General features: G+C 39.6%; 18 protein-coding genes. 7 read left to right on the forward strand and 11 right to left on the reverse strand.

Translation table 11 applies throughout. From position 1 onward, the window contains the following. Positions 1-279: 279 nt before the first annotated feature. Both ACVWYN_RS10820 and ACVWYN_RS10825 read left to right on the forward strand, forming a co-directional pair. Positions 280-1020: a hypothetical protein gene (locus ACVWYN_RS10820; protein ID WP_457288875.1), complete on the forward strand. Its 741-nt coding sequence runs from the start codon at positions 280-282 to the stop codon at positions 1018-1020. 20 nt (positions 1021-1040) lie between these two features. Then, entirely contained in the window at positions 1041-1556 is a 516-nt protein-coding gene (locus ACVWYN_RS10825; RefSeq protein WP_457132151.1) for a hypothetical protein, read from the forward strand. A gap of 112 nt (positions 1557-1668) precedes the next feature. Here the strand turns inward: ACVWYN_RS10825 and ACVWYN_RS10830 are convergent, their stop codons facing one another. The 5 genes from ACVWYN_RS10830 to ACVWYN_RS10850 all read right to left on the reverse strand — a co-directional run bounded on the left by ACVWYN_RS10830 (position 1669) and on the right by ACVWYN_RS10850 (position 6301). Beyond that, complete coding sequence (locus ACVWYN_RS10830) at positions 1669-2115, reverse strand: hypothetical protein (protein ID WP_457288876.1); 447 nt, start codon at positions 2113-2115, stop codon at positions 1669-1671. A gap of 4 nt (positions 2116-2119) precedes the next feature. Beyond that, positions 2120-2509, reverse strand: coding sequence for a hypothetical protein (locus tag ACVWYN_RS10835; protein WP_457288877.1), 390 nt, complete (start codon positions 2507-2509; stop codon positions 2120-2122). A 246-nt stretch (positions 2510-2755) separates the two neighbouring features. After that, complete coding sequence (locus tag ACVWYN_RS10840) at positions 2756-3664, reverse strand: hypothetical protein (protein ID WP_457288878.1); 909 nt, start codon at positions 3662-3664, stop codon at positions 2756-2758. Positions 3665-3819: 155 nt separating this feature from the next. Beyond that, positions 3820-5139: a hypothetical protein gene (locus ACVWYN_RS10845; protein ID WP_457288879.1), complete on the reverse strand. Its 1320-nt coding sequence runs from the start codon at positions 5137-5139 to the stop codon at positions 3820-3822. Between the two features lie 34 nt (positions 5140-5173). Further along, on the reverse strand, positions 5174-6301 hold the full coding sequence (locus tag ACVWYN_RS10850; protein ID WP_457288880.1) for a hypothetical protein: 1128 nt from the start codon (positions 6299-6301) through the stop codon (positions 5174-5176). Positions 6302-6501: 200 nt separating this feature from the next. Here ACVWYN_RS10850 and ACVWYN_RS10855 point away from each other — a divergent pair, with 200 nt between their 5' ends. After that, positions 6502-6873, forward strand: a complete 372-nt coding sequence (locus ACVWYN_RS10855) for a hypothetical protein (protein ID WP_457288881.1) — start codon at positions 6502-6504, stop codon at positions 6871-6873. A gap of 15 nt (positions 6874-6888) precedes the next feature. Then, positions 6889-7428 carry a hypothetical protein gene (locus tag ACVWYN_RS10860; RefSeq protein WP_457288882.1) on the forward strand — a complete coding sequence of 180 codons (540 nt, stop codon included), beginning with the start codon at positions 6889-6891 and terminating at the stop codon, positions 7426-7428. A 99-nt stretch (positions 7429-7527) separates the two neighbouring features. Here the strand turns inward: ACVWYN_RS10860 and ACVWYN_RS10865 are convergent, their stop codons facing one another. Continuing rightward, entirely contained in the window at positions 7528-8133 is a 606-nt protein-coding gene (locus ACVWYN_RS10865; RefSeq protein ID WP_457288883.1) for a hypothetical protein, read from the reverse strand. Between the two features lie 558 nt (positions 8134-8691). Further along, positions 8692-9333, reverse strand: a complete 642-nt coding sequence (locus ACVWYN_RS10870; RefSeq protein ID WP_457288884.1) for a hypothetical protein — start codon at positions 9331-9333, stop codon at positions 8692-8694. Between the two features lie 266 nt (positions 9334-9599). Here ACVWYN_RS10870 and ACVWYN_RS10875 point away from each other — a divergent pair, with 266 nt between their 5' ends. Next, positions 9600-10406 carry a hypothetical protein gene (locus ACVWYN_RS10875; RefSeq protein WP_457288885.1) on the forward strand — a complete coding sequence of 269 codons (807 nt, stop codon included), beginning with the start codon at positions 9600-9602 and terminating at the stop codon, positions 10404-10406. Between the two features lie 3 nt (positions 10407-10409). Here ACVWYN_RS10875 and ACVWYN_RS10880 read toward each other — a convergent pair whose 3' ends face one another. The 3 genes from ACVWYN_RS10880 to ACVWYN_RS10890 all read right to left on the reverse strand — a co-directional run bounded on the left by ACVWYN_RS10880 (position 10410) and on the right by ACVWYN_RS10890 (position 12911). After that, positions 10410-11519, reverse strand: coding sequence for a DUF2931 family protein (locus tag ACVWYN_RS10880; protein WP_457288886.1), 1110 nt, complete (start codon positions 11517-11519; stop codon positions 10410-10412). A gap of 34 nt (positions 11520-11553) precedes the next feature. Then, entirely contained in the window at positions 11554-12117 is a 564-nt protein-coding gene (locus ACVWYN_RS10885) for a hypothetical protein (RefSeq protein WP_457288887.1), read from the reverse strand. Between the two features lie 152 nt (positions 12118-12269). Further along, positions 12270-12911 carry a hypothetical protein gene (locus ACVWYN_RS10890; protein ID WP_457288888.1) on the reverse strand — a complete coding sequence of 214 codons (642 nt, stop codon included), beginning with the start codon at positions 12909-12911 and terminating at the stop codon, positions 12270-12272. 208 nt (positions 12912-13119) lie between these two features. On the opposite strand from ACVWYN_RS10890, the gene ACVWYN_RS10895 reads away from it, so the two are divergent. Together ACVWYN_RS10895 and ACVWYN_RS10900 are read left to right on the forward strand one after the other, a co-directional pair. Further along, positions 13120-14064 (forward strand): DUF2931 family protein, encoded by a 945-nt coding sequence (locus ACVWYN_RS10895; protein WP_457288889.1) that lies wholly within the window; start codon positions 13120-13122, stop codon positions 14062-14064. A 391-nt stretch (positions 14065-14455) separates the two neighbouring features. Continuing rightward, positions 14456-15058, forward strand: a complete 603-nt coding sequence (locus ACVWYN_RS10900) for a hypothetical protein (RefSeq protein ID WP_457288890.1) — start codon at positions 14456-14458, stop codon at positions 15056-15058. Positions 15059-15147: 89 nt separating this feature from the next. Here the strand turns inward: ACVWYN_RS10900 and istB are convergent, their stop codons facing one another. Then, positions 15148-15900, reverse strand: coding sequence for an IS21-like element helper ATPase IstB (gene istB / locus ACVWYN_RS10905; protein ID WP_457288891.1), 753 nt, complete (start codon positions 15898-15900; stop codon positions 15148-15150). Positions 15901-15933: the final 33 nt, after the last annotated feature.

A 15933-nucleotide genomic window follows, 5' to 3' on the forward strand; every position in this document is an offset into this window, starting at 1 on the left:
CAGCTCTTTTTTCGATCAAATCACTCATAGGGTATGACGGTGTAGTTTGTGAAGTTGAATAGCCATAACAGATGGTACTGCGCATTGTTCATAAAAGCCGCGTGTGAAATTTTAAATAAAAGAGCTGCTGATATTAGCGGTCTTTTCCCTAGCGAGGTGGCCGCCCGGTATCGGCTGTTTAGTTTGTACGTCGTACAAACCTTCCAAACTATAATACCTTTCATTGGTTATAGAAATACTTATAACAAATGATCGACCTTAAAAATCTATTACTTAACGATGCGTAAAGCAATTTTGTTCTTAATAAGCCTGGCCGTGCTAAACGCTTGCACCAGCAACGGTAAGCATTCGGGCAGTAATAAGGATACCACCGCCGTGCTCGCCAGTGTTCCAGCCCCGGACAAAGCAGCCGATACAGTAAGCAGACCATGCGAAGCCGGGCAAACACTGGTATACGAAGAGCCTGATGTTTTTAGCACCTACACAGAGGATAAGATGCGCGGATCCGGGATTGTCTCCTTCCAATTCGAAATAAATGACCGGCTTGATATTTTCTATCCCGATCTGTCAACCTTTGGCTTCCTGTTATATAATGAGGACGGAAGTTATTATACTATGGATATGCCAAAAAAATTACTGGCCCGCCGTGTGGTGCCTCAAGCTGATTTCGCTCAGTTTGACTTTGATGCGGAGGCTATTGATACCGATAAAGATTACTTGATTATATACGCTAATAAAAAAAAACTGATGGTAAAAAAAGCTGGTATCAAGTATACTTATCAAAAATGGGACGATTATGTTCGCTCCCAAACCATCGAGCTAAAAGACTGCAATTTACTGAACGGGTCAGCGCAGTATAAGGATATGGCATTTGATGTTACCCAAGTGGATGGCGACCGAATCAAGATAAAATCTAATAAAGACTGCGATGGGCCAGACGGTAAATTCACGCCAGCGGAGGGATGGGTGACGTGGAAGAAAGATGGAAACTTGCTGATTGATTTCGGCACCTGCGATTAAATAAATGATAAATGCACACAATGCGAAAAAGATCAGTTAAAATTTATGCGGCAATTGCATTGCTATCTTTAATTTATAGTTGTAACCCAAAAGCAGGCTTGGTTATACAACCCATCGATGAAGAGTTTAATCATGAATATATCACCGGTAAAGGGTTGAATACAAAATTTTTCAGCACGAACGATGTGATGCAGTACTATCAGATATCAAACTATGATGATTTAGCAGATAATGAGCTGCTAACAAAGTTGGACAGCTTTGCAACGTCCAGTTTTTCAACACGCAGTATAGATCATATCCAAAATCTTACTTATCTGTTTTATGAAAAAAAGATGTTTGTCAATTACAGGGATCATTTGTATGAGTCCGCCAGAGAGGAAGAAAACAGGCATCTTATAGATTATAACGACGAGTTATTAGCCACTATAATCTTTGAACGGATAAAGGAAGACCCGAAAAAAATGTCGGTAAGGAAACTGCTATACACTAAGAATGGGCTTAAGCTGAAGACAACCGATACCATCATCGTGCGGTAATTTAAGTCTTCGGGTTAATTAAAAACAGAATGCTCTATCGAAAGTTGAGACCCTTTATTGACAATTTCGATCTTATTTTTGTTAGGCTGTTAAGGCGCTAATCTATTGCCTCCTATGCTGTTGTTAGTGGGTCACCGAGCCAAATGCCATAGAGCATTAGTGCAGAACCTAAGAACCAGATCACCGTAGCAAACTGCTTTAACCGGATTTGATGATCAATGAAGAATTTAATTGGTTGCCTGCCCACATTGGCGGCATTATTTTTTTGATGAAAGTTTATTATTGCATCTACCATATAAAAAGAGAACTGGTTGGCAAAGTTGATCATAGAAATGACGATTAGTGACATCATAGCCGAAATTAATCGCTCACTAGTAACGTACTTCATGGGAATATGCAGCAACTTGACCACCAAGCCCAATCCCAAGAATAAAATGATGATCACGGGTATTAAGGCCGGAAAAGCTTTCAGCAGGAACGGACGTTCATATTTCTTTGACGCGAAAAACAATAAATATCCGTTTAAGCAGATCAATATCAACAAGATTAAATACCTCATTTACTTAGTTTTGCTGTTTAAAGACCACCGCCTTTTTCATTTTTCCATCCCAATAAACCGCGCTGATCTGCAAGGGGTACTCCGGCCCATTTAAATTTTTCAGGAGCATCCAAGATCCTTTGTTGTCCTTTAATCTACCGCCTCCCTTAACAAAACTCAATTGCAGGTTACCTTGGTTATCAGGCTCATTAGCTTGAGGTGAAAAAACCTGATCGCCAAATTTTGAATGAATAGTTACTTTACTGGCAAGCAGATAGCCATCTGCTAATTGCAAGGTCGTTTTGTTGCCATATACGGAAGCTTGGTATTTAATGAGGTCATAGGCTTTCTGCGCACTTGCCGGATTTAGGTAGCCAAGCGTAAACAAAAAGGTAACTAAGGTAAAAGTCTTCATGCTGAATGTATTGTCAAATTTACGGTCTGCCCGCTGATGCACAACAAGCCGGCACAACTAAAGTTGTAAGGAAATGGAGAAAGGGGTGTTTTAACGGTCGATTACCGATTGTGGGCAGCTGACCCTAAGGATTAAACACGTCGGAAATCCTTCGGAAGGATTCAAATGCCTGCGTCTTTCTGGGGTTGTCGCGGCAAATGGCATAGCCGGATGTGGTCGTTTTTCTTTATTTTTTAATCCTATGATTTAGCGCGTGGCCGCGTTAAAGCGTCCTTTATAAACCCGGATCAATCTTTCCAGCCGGCCTTTACTGATATCGAAATCGCTGATATCAATATTGACGAGTCCACCCGGATGCTGAAAGCTCAAGGTATATTTTACGCCTCTTTTACCCTGGTCTGTCCTTGTCACCTGCTCGTTAAAGATCAGGTCCCAATTTAGGAAACCGGTCTGCGCTGTGGTAATTCCCTGATTATGAAACACCAGTTCGGGATCTTTTTTAAACATCCTTTTAAGTGCTATGAAAATCATGTAAAGCGGAGCAATAGCTATTACTATTGCTATAAGTTTCAAACTTAATTCTGCATTATTTTTTATAGCGAAGTAACCAATTACACAACCAATGGCAACGAATAGTAACCCAAACAGGATATTAATGATCATATGCAATTTAGAATAGAATATTTGGGTAATAGCTGGGATATTAGGATCATCTTTAAAATCCGCCCGAAAACTAAAACGGTCTTGCAATGCTCGCCATTGCTCGCGTTCTTCTCGTGACTGGATCTGCAATTTATCCATTATGTTGCCATAAACGGGGCACAAATGGGCTTGTGCGGCCATAATCCTCAGCTCGTGTACATCGTCAACATTGTCAAAGGCCCATAACTTCCAGCGCGTTGTTGTTTTGCTCCAATATAAGAATGGCAGATAAAAGCACACCAATAAGCAAAATAATATTGCGCCAGCGCAGACCAGCCAGGCATTTGTAGTAAAAGGCGGCCCTTCAACTATTGCTATGCCGATCATTGCTAAAAAGAACATGCCGAAAAACAGACCCGCCATCATCAGGATGCGTGGTAGAAAGAGCATCTTCCGTCCTATAGAAAGGGCTTCATCAACGGAAATCAGGCTGGTTTTTTGATAGGTTGTCATAGCTGACCATATAACTCGTGTTAGACAAAACTGTTTGATTGAAAAGACCGCAATAAAAAGTTAGTTGATAGCAAATCCCTGCAATGTTTTCACCATCAGCAAGTCCATTTGCCTGTTTTTGCTTTGGGATGGAACGTTGGTTTTCTGCACTCCCATTATCTGATCAGCGTTAAAGGTTCAGCATTACTCTTTTTAAAAAAGAGCAGGGGTATCTGGTAGTCTTCGCCTTCTTTGGCATTCATCGCATGTAAAGCGGGTTCAAAGTTTGGTTGCACCAGAGCAACGATCTTTCCATTGCCATAAGTACGTAATTGGGCGGTTCTGGTATCAAACTTTAAGGCTGTACCGGGCCGGGAAAGATACAACACGATATTCTGGTACTCTTTATGCGAATCAGCCGCCGTAGTGTAGGTCGCCTTTTCTATCTCACGTAACTTCAAGGCCATTGACTGCTCGAAAGCGCTAAAATTCTTCTTTTGCAGCTGGCTCATAACACGCTGATAAGCAGAAATTACTTCCGATGCAGGTAGGTGGCTCAGGTCGGCACCCTTTTGCCACCCTGCCAGGGTATAAGGCACTTGGGCATTAAACGTAAATTTTTGGCTGTTTTTTACAGCAGGAAAACTGGCGATGGGAACTCCTGTTTCGTCGGGCGCATCGTCAAACATTCTGGTGACCTTGAGTTGTAAGGAAGCCGCCGGGCTTAGTTTGGTTTGGCCTTTAAGGGGTAACAACATCGCGCTTAATGTTTGTGGGCCGCTGTGTAAAATCAGATGGTTGATAGGTACCTCGCTGTCCGCATCTCCTTTGTCGGTATGGCTGAACGCCGGTACATCATTAACGAGTATCACAAACCGGCAGGCCTTACTGCTGAAAGCCACATGGTAGTCCGGTTGTAAATGGCTGACTGAGGCTTTAGGCTTTGAAATTTTTACCGGCTCATCGTTGCCTGTAATAAAGTGGTAGACTCGGGTAATATCCGCATCGGCGAAAGCGGTGAAGGCTTTGATAGCGCCGACCTGGATCAAGGAAAAGATTTCTTTTTTGCCGCTATGCGATTGTTCGCCGGACATAAATTTGATAAATAGCGTAGGCGAGATCCAGTAATAAGCGCGGGTATTACCATCGTCGCGCATTTTTTTGGTTGGCGCTTTATAGGTGGCAAGCAGGTAATTGAGCACTTTGTTGGTTGTCACGGTGTTGTCGATTGCGATATCGTAATAAGCGATGATATCATTTTGAGCACCTATTTCTACACTATGGTCAATTACGGCTCCGGCAATTGTAACTTTACCGGGGTTGGTGATCCGGTAACTGATCAGGCCTTTTCCTTCGCTGTTTTTTTCGGCGGCAATTCCTTTTAAAAAAGAACTGGCGTGTTCGGTGAATTTAATGTTCGCCAGATCGGGTTTCTGGGCGCAGGCGGCTTGGGCAATCAACAAAAGTAAGAAAGAATAAGCTTTTAACAGGTTCATAGGCTTTAGCATTGATCTGTAATTAACAACAGCGTTAATGAGAACCTGTTTGGTTTTTAATTTTAACGAGGCTGATATATTTTTCGGAGCAGTCGCCCAGCGCCACATAATAATTCATTGAATTACCATAATTCTGGATAGTAATGGTATCACCGCTCAGTTGGCCACCCAGGCCTATTCTCTTTTTGTCCCCGTCAGATTCGGCATAAGTAATGCCCCCGAACAAGATATCGCTTACTTTACCCGCGCTTTGATCGAGCGAGAACTTGTCTTTATAGGTATGTTCAGGTGTGGTTAATTGGTATTGGTAACCTGCGCCTTTTTTAGTAATTATGACCACTATGCCGCAACCTTCTGTTTCTTCATAAGTTCCAGAAATATCCGCGACTGGTGCGGTTTTTTCGTAGCGTAGAAACCGGCCGATGACACTATTTTGCGGCTTACTTATGGCCATGTTAAATTTGCCGCCTGATCTTTGAAGCAAACCAATCGCTGTAAAAGTGTTTCCTAAAGGCGATTCGACCATCGAATCGATGTGGCTGTAAATTGCATGTTCTTTTTTTGCGCTGTCTGCAGCCGGTCCTGTAATGCTCACAGCTAAAAGCGGCACCCGGTCTTCAGCTCCCAGGCGGATCATGATCTGTTTGTTTTTATCTTCGAACGTGCACAGGTAACCCGAAACCATAATGAATTGCCCGATATGGTTTTCCAGCTTTTGTTTGGTAATGTCTTCAAGATCTAACGGTGTGATCAGCGCCTGCTTACCGTGTTCCCAATATTCACGCATCTTAATGGCTGTGGCGCTGTAAGAAATCTTCTGGGTCTCGATAGATTCGATTTTCCAGTCTTTCGTAGTTTGTGTTAGCCTTGCTATTTGCCAAATCTCCGTTCCGTCATTTAAAATGATTTTATAGCTGATAGGGCCGCCGCCGTTATTTTCAATGACGGAATATTTCCATCCCTGCCCGTTAAAAAGCGCAGCATTGTCTTGCCGAATGATGGCGATCTGCTCACGGATCTGCGGTGACACCAGTTTTTCTGCATTGTCGTACTGCCGGGACTGGAGCGCATTAAGAAAATTTGTGGTCAACCTTTTCGGGGCAGGCGAGCATGCAGCGAATAAGATCGCAAAGAGAGGATAAATGATAATTGACTTTTTCATAGTTTTGTATATACTTGGCTGATCAGTAAGCTGCTGCCCTCTTATAAAACCATGCCAGCCTGCTTTTTTGATATTGAAGGGAGTTAGTTGGTCGGGCGATGGAATGGAACGCTGCTTTGCTTTTGTATGTGTATAGGACAAAATTTCAAGTGTTATTATAACCAACAATTTTAATGGCTGCTGGTTTTGAAAAGGGGTAAGTGACACTTAACTACAAAAAATACTTTGTAATTGAATTTATTACTGGCAGTGCTACTGACTCATATATATATTCGGAATTTATAAAAGAGATTAATAAGGGTGAGCATATTACCGCATCGGTAAATTCAAAAGAACTTGCAGATGCCAGTTATGGTACGGCGCAAAAGCCGGTGCCAATTTTCAGTTTCAGCAGGAATGATCTTCAGCATCATAAAACATATATTACCTTTTTAAGTAGTGATGGAGTTTATCCAGATAATCATGTCAAAATGGAAAAAGATTTACGTGGTTCAATTGGCATTTATTTGACGCATGTAAAAAGCAACGCTGATTTTGAAAAGATGTTTGGAAAGCAAACTAAAAGCGATTAACTCAGTTGATTAATAATGGGCGGATTTGCAAAAACTTTAGGCTGGAAAATATTTATAATCATTATTTTTTTATTGTTTCTCACAAATAGTAGTTTTAATTCGGCAGAAGCAGCAGATAGTAATGTCGTTTACGCCACTAAAAATAGGAATCTCACAAAACGCTATAATGAGCGCAAAAATGTGGAAGGTTATTATGTATCTGAACCAATGGACGGCGAAACAGAAAACTGCGCTCTTTCTGTGAAAATTAAAAATGTGAAAGGCCAATATTTTTATGCTTTTAATATTACTGGGGAAATCGTCCATGGAAAAGTAAAGATCACTAAAGCAGATGACCCTAAGGAACTTGGAATTGTTTTTAAAGGTGTTAAATGGGCCGAAAATAATGGCTATGTTTCTCGAAATGCCCAGAATGAAAAATTTAAATTACCCAATGCGATTGAGGGCGTATGGTCGGAATCTGGAATTATGATCCAGAATTACGGTAATTCCATGAACAACTACCTTCTGTTTGCCAGTTGCGGGCAAAAATATATAAACCTGGTAAAAAAATAGTTTTTAATAAATTGGCTGATTTTGTTAATGCGGTCGAACTTTTTGCAGGAATGACAGTTCAAAAAGTCCGGGACGGAGTCCGTTATTAATGTTAATGTTTTACTTGATCAATTTGCTTTTAAGTTTATCGGCGATGTATTCCATTTGCCCTTTATTTTCGTAAAGAAAAGGCAAATAGATAGAATCATAAGTGGTGCGGATAATAATTGAATTGCCAAAATACAAAGACTTGTCAATTTCAATACTTCGCATATTTACATACTCGAGAAAAATGAATTTTTGTTTAAGGAGCAAAAAAAATGTACGCTTTTTGCTCGGAAACCAGTCTACAGCAAGATATCTAATCCCATCTTTTTCGAATTGTAATTGAATTAGGTTATTCCGTTTTAAAAATAACCGTATCCCATAAATTCCAATACCTGAAGTAATTATAAATAATCCGAAAAATATATAGGTAATACTATCACGGAAACCGGGTGATAAAGATTGGAATGATGAAATTATAACATAAACAAAAAAAGCCCCTACACCTATCATTGCTAAACTAATTATATTAATTCTCAGCGGTGATAATAAAATCGTTTCTGTATCAGGAGCCGACTGATTAAAGCTGGTTTTCAGTTTTCGGTTTTTAAAAAAAAGGGAATAGACCGCAGCGCCTAAAACAGCCAGCAATAACATGGGTATTAAAAGTATCTTAATCATGATTATATAAAATATTTATATCTTTTAAATGCAGACCATTGAATATAACCACGGTGTCTTTGTGCGAAGAATTTGAATAGTTTATGAATATCCATTCCTTATCCTGCAAAATAAAATAGCATAGCAACACCGATTACCAGTACCAGCAACAAAACTATAGCCGATTTTTTAACGGTATAAAAAATTTTGCCCTTCAATGTATCCATAATAAATATTTTAGGGTTATCCTTATTGTATAGAATATTAATTTCGTCACCCACCTGGTTTACGCCTCTTATAGTTGACGAAGCCCCGCCATAGCTGCTGGTTCGTTATAAATAGTACCTTTTAAATCGTTGAAAGTGACAATTGGGGTGTAAACACTTGTACGGAGTCCTGGCGTTTGCTTAATGCTTACAATCTTCGCCTTGGTCTTGATAGCATTTGCTATGAATCTCCTAGTCACGAAAAGATAAAATAGTAATTCCACAAAATACGCTGAACCTAAAATTAAAAAACCACCAGTAAGAAAATTGATATGCATAGTTTTTAAATTTTGAAAGTTAATTCAACATAAATTTAATCAAGATTAGTCTTTCCGGTTCTGATGAACCTGTCGGCCTGCCCATATTTATTAGTGAGCCCGGCAAAAACCGGGATACCAGTAAAAACATATGCCAGCGTAGGTGGAAAATGGAAATATCCTGCAACGAACGTTATCGCTAATATGGTTAAGGTTACCGCGAAACAGTATTTAAGTGTAAAGATGTCATTCAATTTATAAAATACGAAATAGGGAGCCAAACCTGGACCAATTGCAAAAGATGGTAACACAAATATCATGGCCGTGGTTGTATCTGGCAAATTTGATGCACAAGCCCCGGCGATACCTAACGATATAAATATACAAACCAGCGATGCGATGCGTAAACGAATGATCTTACTATTGCTGCTGATCAGATCAATATCCGGCACGGTAAATCTTTTATAATATTCTCTAAAGGAGAAAACCATTAAATAATACCCACCTATAAAAACGCAAAGTAATGCTGAGAAGAAAAGGATATCAGAATGTTGAAGTGAGATATCGTACGGCGTTGAAAAAGAATCCAGTTTCTTTTCATAATTGATCACCCAAAAATTGGTAAACCAAAAAGCAGCACCGAAGGAAATTAGTTCTGCCAGTCGCGCCAATATAAAAGGCCATTTAATTTTCGTCATTGTAATAATAACTAAAACAGGTGGCAATTGTTATTAATGTGGACCAAACCATTAAGCATTAAAAAATATTGGATGTTATGATGCCGATAAATAAAAGAAGGTTTTGATGCAAATTTGTGTTATCAAAACAGTCATTGGTGTTAGATGATAACAATATTTTGATTGATGAGGTTTAAGTAATATTGAATGGTGATAAGCAGGCCGCTATAGCAAACATAAACTGCTTATAAAAAGTTATTTCATTAACATTTATTATTTTCAAGTTTATGGGACAACGTACCTATCTGACTTATTCTTCGGCATCAAACTCCGTGGAACTTTTTGAAGCTAATAACGTCCTTCCCTTCTTTTGGGTGGCGTTGATCCGGGATCATGATTTGCAGGTAAAGATACCGGAAATGAAAAAAGCCTGTCAGCTTTTGAATAGCGACGAACCTAATGAAAAAGACCAGCATGACAACCATAATAGCGCTAATATTACTATTTTAAAAGCCGACGCATTAACTAACGCCAGGTCAGTGTTCCCATTCATTACAACCCATTTCCCAGAAACCAGTGCGCTTTACAATGATTTCATCGCTTACCTGGATCTGAAATTAAACGAAAAGGATGTTATTAAAATCGATCTGTTATCACTTACTGCATTTTTGGATATTGATTCGCTGATCGAAAATATCTTGCGAGAGCTTAGAGCGATAAAAGAAAATAACCCCGAAAGCGTAAACGGCTATTTTTACGGGGATATTAATTATAGTTTAGTTGGCTCCGACGAATTTTGTGGTAACGAATTTAAAAATCACTCACCCGCCTATAGCAGTGCCAGCCACATCATAAATCGATCTGACAATATATCAGTTCATGAAAATATTTCACTTGATTCCGGGCAACTCAAAAAGCGTAGAGCTAAGGCAAGCTTTTTAATGATTTGTGGTCTGGTATTCCTTTATATCACAGCAGTGGGCTTCCAAAAAGAGGGAGTTAGCCTTGCAACTGTAGGATGCTTTATCATAGGCATCGCCTTGGCGTGGATCGCTATCGGTAAATTTAAGAACGGCAAAACGCTTCAGAAGTAATAGCTATTTGTTTTTTATGGGGTCATAGAAAATTTCGCCTTTTTGTTTAAGTAGTTCTACTTGCTTATTACCCGATTTTAAAAAGACCCGGTAGCCTGCCACGCTTTGCTTCCGGTAATTTTTACTGATCAGCACCTGCAACTCACCTGCCTGGTATGGGTTATCGCCATAAACCTCTTTATAGGCTTTAAATATTTCAACTTCATCAAAATTAATGTCAAGAGAATAGCCATCAGATTTGTTGGCTATCGAATCCGTCCACACTACCCGCATCTCTTTTATACGGGCGCTTTGTGCAAAGTTTATCTTTTTCAATCTGTCTTCCATCAGTACATCTTTTTCTCCATTATAAAATTCAAAAGATATATTGGCTGTTTTAATAGTAGCGGGCTGCTCATATACAGGCAGCGCTTTTAGGGTAAAGCGTTCCCGGTACTTATCCCATAGTCCAAATGGTATCCCATTTTTGGCCACGTTATCGGTCACTTCTTTTTTTCTGGATAATGCTTGTTTAACATAGTCATCTTTACTCATTTTGATATCGTCCCGGTCAAGAAAATCAGCCATATTTACCGTGGTGGGCTGGGCCTGATAACGCCCTACTTCGGTTTGGAAGCCCGACCCACTCAACCAAACCACCACCACTCCGCCGGGAGCTACACCGGTAATTATCTTGTCATAAGTCTGATGTACGAAGGATCGCTTGTCTTTTTCATTCCACTGATAATCATCAAAGCCTACCTTAAACAGATGAAAGATCTGCTGATAAGGGAGCTTAAAATAACCACGGTAAAATTTATTTTCGGTAAATGATAACCAGGTAATATCAAGGGCCACCGGCACCGGTTCTAACGCTTCTCCTACCGCAGATATGCCCGATTCGTCACCCCACTTGGTAGCAATCTCGTCGGCTACCGGTCCGGTGCCAGTGCTATCGGCAAAAATATAATGGCAGCGATAAATCTCCATTGGATAAAGAAACGTGGCACCAACGCCTGGTGTCCATCCAAATTTCTGCTGCATCTGGCTGTTAATTTCCTTCTTCTGCGGGCTTTGACATGATACCGCAATAATGCACATAAAAGATATGACCAAGGTTAATAGATTTTTCATATTTGTTTGTTTAAGCAGGTAGGCTTTTGTTCAATTAAAAAAAGCGTAACGTTTTGATCAATTTATCATATACCTCATCATCCAGCGCTATCCCATCAGTTGTAAAACACAATGTAATTCTGCCATTAGAAAGATATATTGTCTCACAACCGTCTACCAAGGTAGAATCGACCTGCCCGTTAGCTTCCTTTGAACTTACCCTACAGGGGCTGATCCTTTTTACGCCGGTAAAAACTTTACGTTTTATTTTTTCCGCTTTGGTAATACCTTCCAACGGCGCATTAAAGAAATAGTTCCCCATATTATCTTGATGAAATTCACTTTCAATGGCCGGGGCAAGTGCCGTTCTGATCACCCTTAAATTGAACACTATGCCGTTATAATCCTTATAAGTTTCCTTGTCGGCCTTTTTTAATGGGATACAGTTATAATCGTCCCCGTTTCCGCTATCTACTATTTTCCATTCAATGGGTATCTCAAACGAAAAATGATCGTGTTGGTTCTTATACAACTTAAAACGGTAAGCAGACTGTGCAAAACCATAACCGCAAAACAAAAGAAACACGAATACACTTATGAGCGATTTTCTTAAGATCATAATCAAAATTTAAATGAGTTGATAAGGATATGATAAAGCTGATCGCTCAAGGCAATACCATATTGCACCGCCACGATGAGAAATAACAGCTTCGTTATTGTTAAAAAGAGACTTCTTTTCATATGCTGTATTAAGCTGTTAGTGTCAGTAAATTATTCAAAGGCATATTCGGTATCTTTCAGAAAAACCGCTTTTCCGGTATTACAGTCTATCCTGATATTTTTAACAATTTCTCCGCGTCCATTGCCCATTGCACGATGCGTATTCCAACTGATCGTCCAATAAGTTCCGGTTTGATCTTGGGCGCGATAAATCCGGGTTGCGTAATCAATCACCGGGATGTGATGAGTAGTCATATAAGCCAGCACTTTCTCCCAGGGGAATTTCTGGTAAGGCGCATCATGATCTTCGGTCTTCGTTAGCTTTCCATTCCCATCATAATATTTCCAGGTGCCGGCATTAAAGTTACCACCACCATGAAAATACGCCGCTTCCATTTTTAGACGGCCCTTCGAATCATAATCATTTCGTTTTTCGAAATAGGAATTCTCGTTGGTGATCTCCTCCCAATACTCGGCGCCCTCTTTTCTAACAGTAACATTATTTCCATGCCGGTCGTTATAATTCCATTCATTATGAGTTTGATGTTTCTTAAATGCAGCTGTATTCAGCATTTTTAATTCTTGAGCATGTAAACCTAAGGCACCAAATAGACAAAGAGAAAAAAAAATATTTCTCATGCGCTTATCGAAGACTTTAGCATTACGATATTTGGAATTAGATGATGCATTCATAGCTAATAGATTCAGTTGATAGTTAAAGAACAAGTGGAGCACAAAGCTGTTTATATTATTTACAAACGATTTTTAATTAATGAAAAGAACTTTATATAGTTATTGTCCACATTATTGTTTTTGTAAAAAAAAAGGTTTGATATCCTGCCTTACAATTGCTGTGCTGCTGTTAGTAAGTATCGTTAGTTGTCAATCTCCCCCACCTTCTATGAAAAAATTTGAATGGCTGCCTACCGAATGTGCACCAGAGTTATACCCCACTATTATAGCCAGTGCTTCGTTTATTTTTCCCGATGGCCAAAGAGCCCCTATAATGGGCACCGACCCGATAAAAAATGGTTGGGGCGAAGATGGCACTACATCAGTTATTGGTGATGACCAAAAACCGGTGCCCGTTAAATTAGAGATCACTTGGTTGTCATATACTGAAAGCAAATTTTATTCAGGGCTTCTTGACTTGCCGGTCGATAAGATCACAAAACTATTTGAAAAGGGTTACACCCACCCTTACACCTTAAAGCATACCACATACAAAGGTATGGTTGTTGGTATGGCTCCAGGTGGTGTCGTGGTGGTATGGTTGCAAGGCATTAACAACCAGGTTGAGGTTGCGCGTTATCTGGCACAGCCTTCAAAGATCACCGTAGAGCAATTTATCGCAGTAAAAGGCTATTCGAGCGATATGACGCATGATCTGGGCGCCATTGTCGAATCTATAATGAAAGACGAACCCGAAGCGACCGCAAACCTAAAAGCCAAAGGTTTGCAATTGGGCTTGTGGGATACCTATCGCGAGCGATTTAATATAAGGCCGTTAGTTGTATTTGATCAGGCCCATCAGGCCAAAACAACCGATATATCCCTGAAGTTTTTTAATGGCGAGCAGGATGATCTGGTACTTGAGCGGTTACAAACAAATGAGTTTGCTTCGAGAGCAAGAATTAAAAGCTTAACAATAAAATGGAAAGATGGTTGGGCAGGTAAAACTCAAAAATACTTACTTGAGTTAAAGATGGATGAAGGAGAAGTATTTAGGGCTTACAAAGATATTTACGGCAATAATACTAATCAGCAGACAGAGCTATCAATACAAGTAAATCCGGGTAACAATAAATACAGGGTCTTTTTGAAAAGTAAAACCAAACACTTGTAAATGGAAGCGGAGAGATTTATTTAGATAATTAACGGTTACCTGAAATTTAAATAATCTTTTGCCGGAAATAAACTTTAGACTGTTTTCGGAATGAAATTATAACAATCATAGGTGCGTGCATAGCTTTTGTTAATTCGGCATTGAATACGCATTAAAAGTCGCTAAGATGGGTAGTAAGCTGATTATTTAATGATAGGTAAGTTGGACCGTATCGAGCTCCTCGGCATAGGTGGTAAAAGGAAACCGGAAGAGCAATACGAAGTACTTCATAAGCTTATATGTAGTTATATTTAATTCAGTTTGTTTGCGATGGTAGACTAAAACTAATAGATGTAAATATAATTATTAGTTTGCACCAGCAAGATTAAACTAAAACACCAGTCAAAATACAATGGGCAACGAAAAAATATTTGAACTACACGATATCGGCCTAGTGCAGGCGGGCAAATCTATTATGTTCACTTTTGGCTTATTTGCTTTTGGATTATTAGGCAGCATGGTCTACTCACTCTTCGTTAGTCATAGCCACGAAGGTTTATTTTTTCACCTCAGGAATGGCACCATCTTCTTCGCCATTGTATATGGCATAAGACAATTATTTAGCAGGAAGAAAACTAAAGATATTGCACATCAACTATTGATAAAAATTTCAAACGATACAATTACGATAGAAATAGACCGTGAAACAGCCTTTAGTGGAAGCCTGAAGGATTTGAAGTCCATCAGAACTCTCGATCCGGCTAACCCAAAAGCTGATGTGCAGGGCCAAATCTATATCGGGAATCAAATTTTTAACCTGGCATCCAGCCTGAACAGACAAAACAAACTTGAATTTGACAGTTTCGTGCTTTTTTGCAAAAACGCGCTGAAAATGCAAATTAAATCTGTGCCATTTTCTGTTTTTACGAGCAATTTTCAAGGTGTAAAATATATTGAATATTTCAATCCTAAAAACCCGCTCACAGTGTATATTACGGAGAAGTTGACCATGTGATTCCGTGCCAAACTGACCATTGATTTAGGTGCCGGACGGATGCAGCAAATGCTGTAAAAAGGTTATCAAAAGTAGTTATTTAAAGTGTATTATTTATAGGTGTTCTCTGGCTGTTCTTGTTTACGTTTTTTTCGCATGGATTCTCCTTTCAATTCTACACGGTGTGCATCATGAACGATGCGGTCTAGAATAGCATCAGCAATTGTTTTTTCTCCAATCACTTCATACCATTTATTTACAGGAAGCTGCGAGGTAATAATAAGAGATGTCTTTCCATGCCTGTCTTCAATTATCTCCATTAGCGCGGCCCTGCTTTGTGCATCGAAAGGCTGTATACCAAAGTCATCAAGTATAAGTAGTTGCTGACGTTCAATTTTAGCGATCTCTTTGATATATGAGCCATCAGCTTTAGCCATTTTAAGTTTAGCAAACAGTTTTGGTGTACTGGCGTACAATACTTTATATCCCAATATACCAGCCTGGTATCCAATAGCCGAGGCTACGTAGCTTTTACCTATGCCTGTACTTCCGGTTATAAGCAGGTTCTCATTACGGTGAATAAATGTACAATCTGCCAGCCTCATGATCTGGTTGCGGTCAATGCTTCTGTCGGCATGATAATGCACATCTTCAATAGAAGCTTTATACCGGAAACGGGCATAAAGTATCTGCCGGTCAACACGTCTATTCTGGCGATCGTCCCATTCTGCATCTATTAACTGGGCCAATAACTCGTCAGCAGTATAATCATTTGTTTTACCTGTTTCCAAGCTACTTTTAAAGGCATGGAACATGCCAAAGAACTTTAGTTTTCTTAGTTTGTCTAGTGTGTCAGTATTCATATTATCATTGTTTAATGGTTTATTTATCGGTTA

The organism is Pedobacter sp. UYP24, assembly GCF_054057295.1.

Excerpts from the sequence above, each read along its gene's own strand:
- ACVWYN_RS10865 (WP_457288883.1), bottom strand. The coding sequence starts at position 8,133 with ATGATTAAGATACTTTTAATACCCATGTTATTGCTGGCTGTTTTAGGC.
- ACVWYN_RS10850 (WP_457288880.1), bottom strand. The coding sequence starts at position 6,301 with ATGAAAAAGTCAATTATCATTTATCCTCTCTTTGCGATCTTATTCGCT.
- ACVWYN_RS10860 (WP_457288882.1), top strand. The coding sequence starts at position 6,889 with ATGGGCGGATTTGCAAAAACTTTAGGCTGGAAAATATTTATAATCATT.
- ACVWYN_RS10825 (WP_457132151.1), top strand. The coding sequence starts at position 1,041 with ATGCGAAAAAGATCAGTTAAAATTTATGCGGCAATTGCATTGCTATCT.
- ACVWYN_RS10890 (WP_457288888.1), bottom strand. The coding sequence starts at position 12,911 with ATGAATGCATCATCTAATTCCAAATATCGTAATGCTAAAGTCTTCGAT.
- ACVWYN_RS10880 (WP_457288886.1), bottom strand. The coding sequence starts at position 11,519 with ATGAAAAATCTATTAACCTTGGTCATATCTTTTATGTGCATTATTGCG.
- ACVWYN_RS10870 (WP_457288884.1), bottom strand. The coding sequence starts at position 9,333 with ATGACGAAAATTAAATGGCCTTTTATATTGGCGCGACTGGCAGAACTA.
- ACVWYN_RS10845 (WP_457288879.1), bottom strand. The coding sequence starts at position 5,139 with ATGAACCTGTTAAAAGCTTATTCTTTCTTACTTTTGTTGATTGCCCAA.
- ACVWYN_RS10875 (WP_457288885.1), top strand. The coding sequence starts at position 9,600 with ATGGGACAACGTACCTATCTGACTTATTCTTCGGCATCAAACTCCGTG.
- ACVWYN_RS10895 (WP_457288889.1), top strand. The coding sequence starts at position 13,120 with ATGAAAAAATTTGAATGGCTGCCTACCGAATGTGCACCAGAGTTATAC.
- ACVWYN_RS10820 (WP_457288875.1), top strand. The coding sequence starts at position 280 with ATGCGTAAAGCAATTTTGTTCTTAATAAGCCTGGCCGTGCTAAACGCT.
- ACVWYN_RS10885 (WP_457288887.1), bottom strand. The coding sequence starts at position 12,117 with ATGATCTTAAGAAAATCGCTCATAAGTGTATTCGTGTTTCTTTTGTTT.
- istB (WP_457288891.1), bottom strand. The coding sequence starts at position 15,900 with ATGAATACTGACACACTAGACAAACTAAGAAAACTAAAGTTCTTTGGC.
- ACVWYN_RS10830 (WP_457288876.1), bottom strand. The coding sequence starts at position 2,115 with ATGAGGTATTTAATCTTGTTGATATTGATCTGCTTAAACGGATATTTA.
- ACVWYN_RS10840 (WP_457288878.1), bottom strand. The coding sequence starts at position 3,664 with ATGACAACCTATCAAAAAACCAGCCTGATTTCCGTTGATGAAGCCCTT.
- ACVWYN_RS10900 (WP_457288890.1), top strand. The coding sequence starts at position 14,456 with ATGGGCAACGAAAAAATATTTGAACTACACGATATCGGCCTAGTGCAG.
- ACVWYN_RS10835 (WP_457288877.1), bottom strand. The coding sequence starts at position 2,509 with ATGAAGACTTTTACCTTAGTTACCTTTTTGTTTACGCTTGGCTACCTA.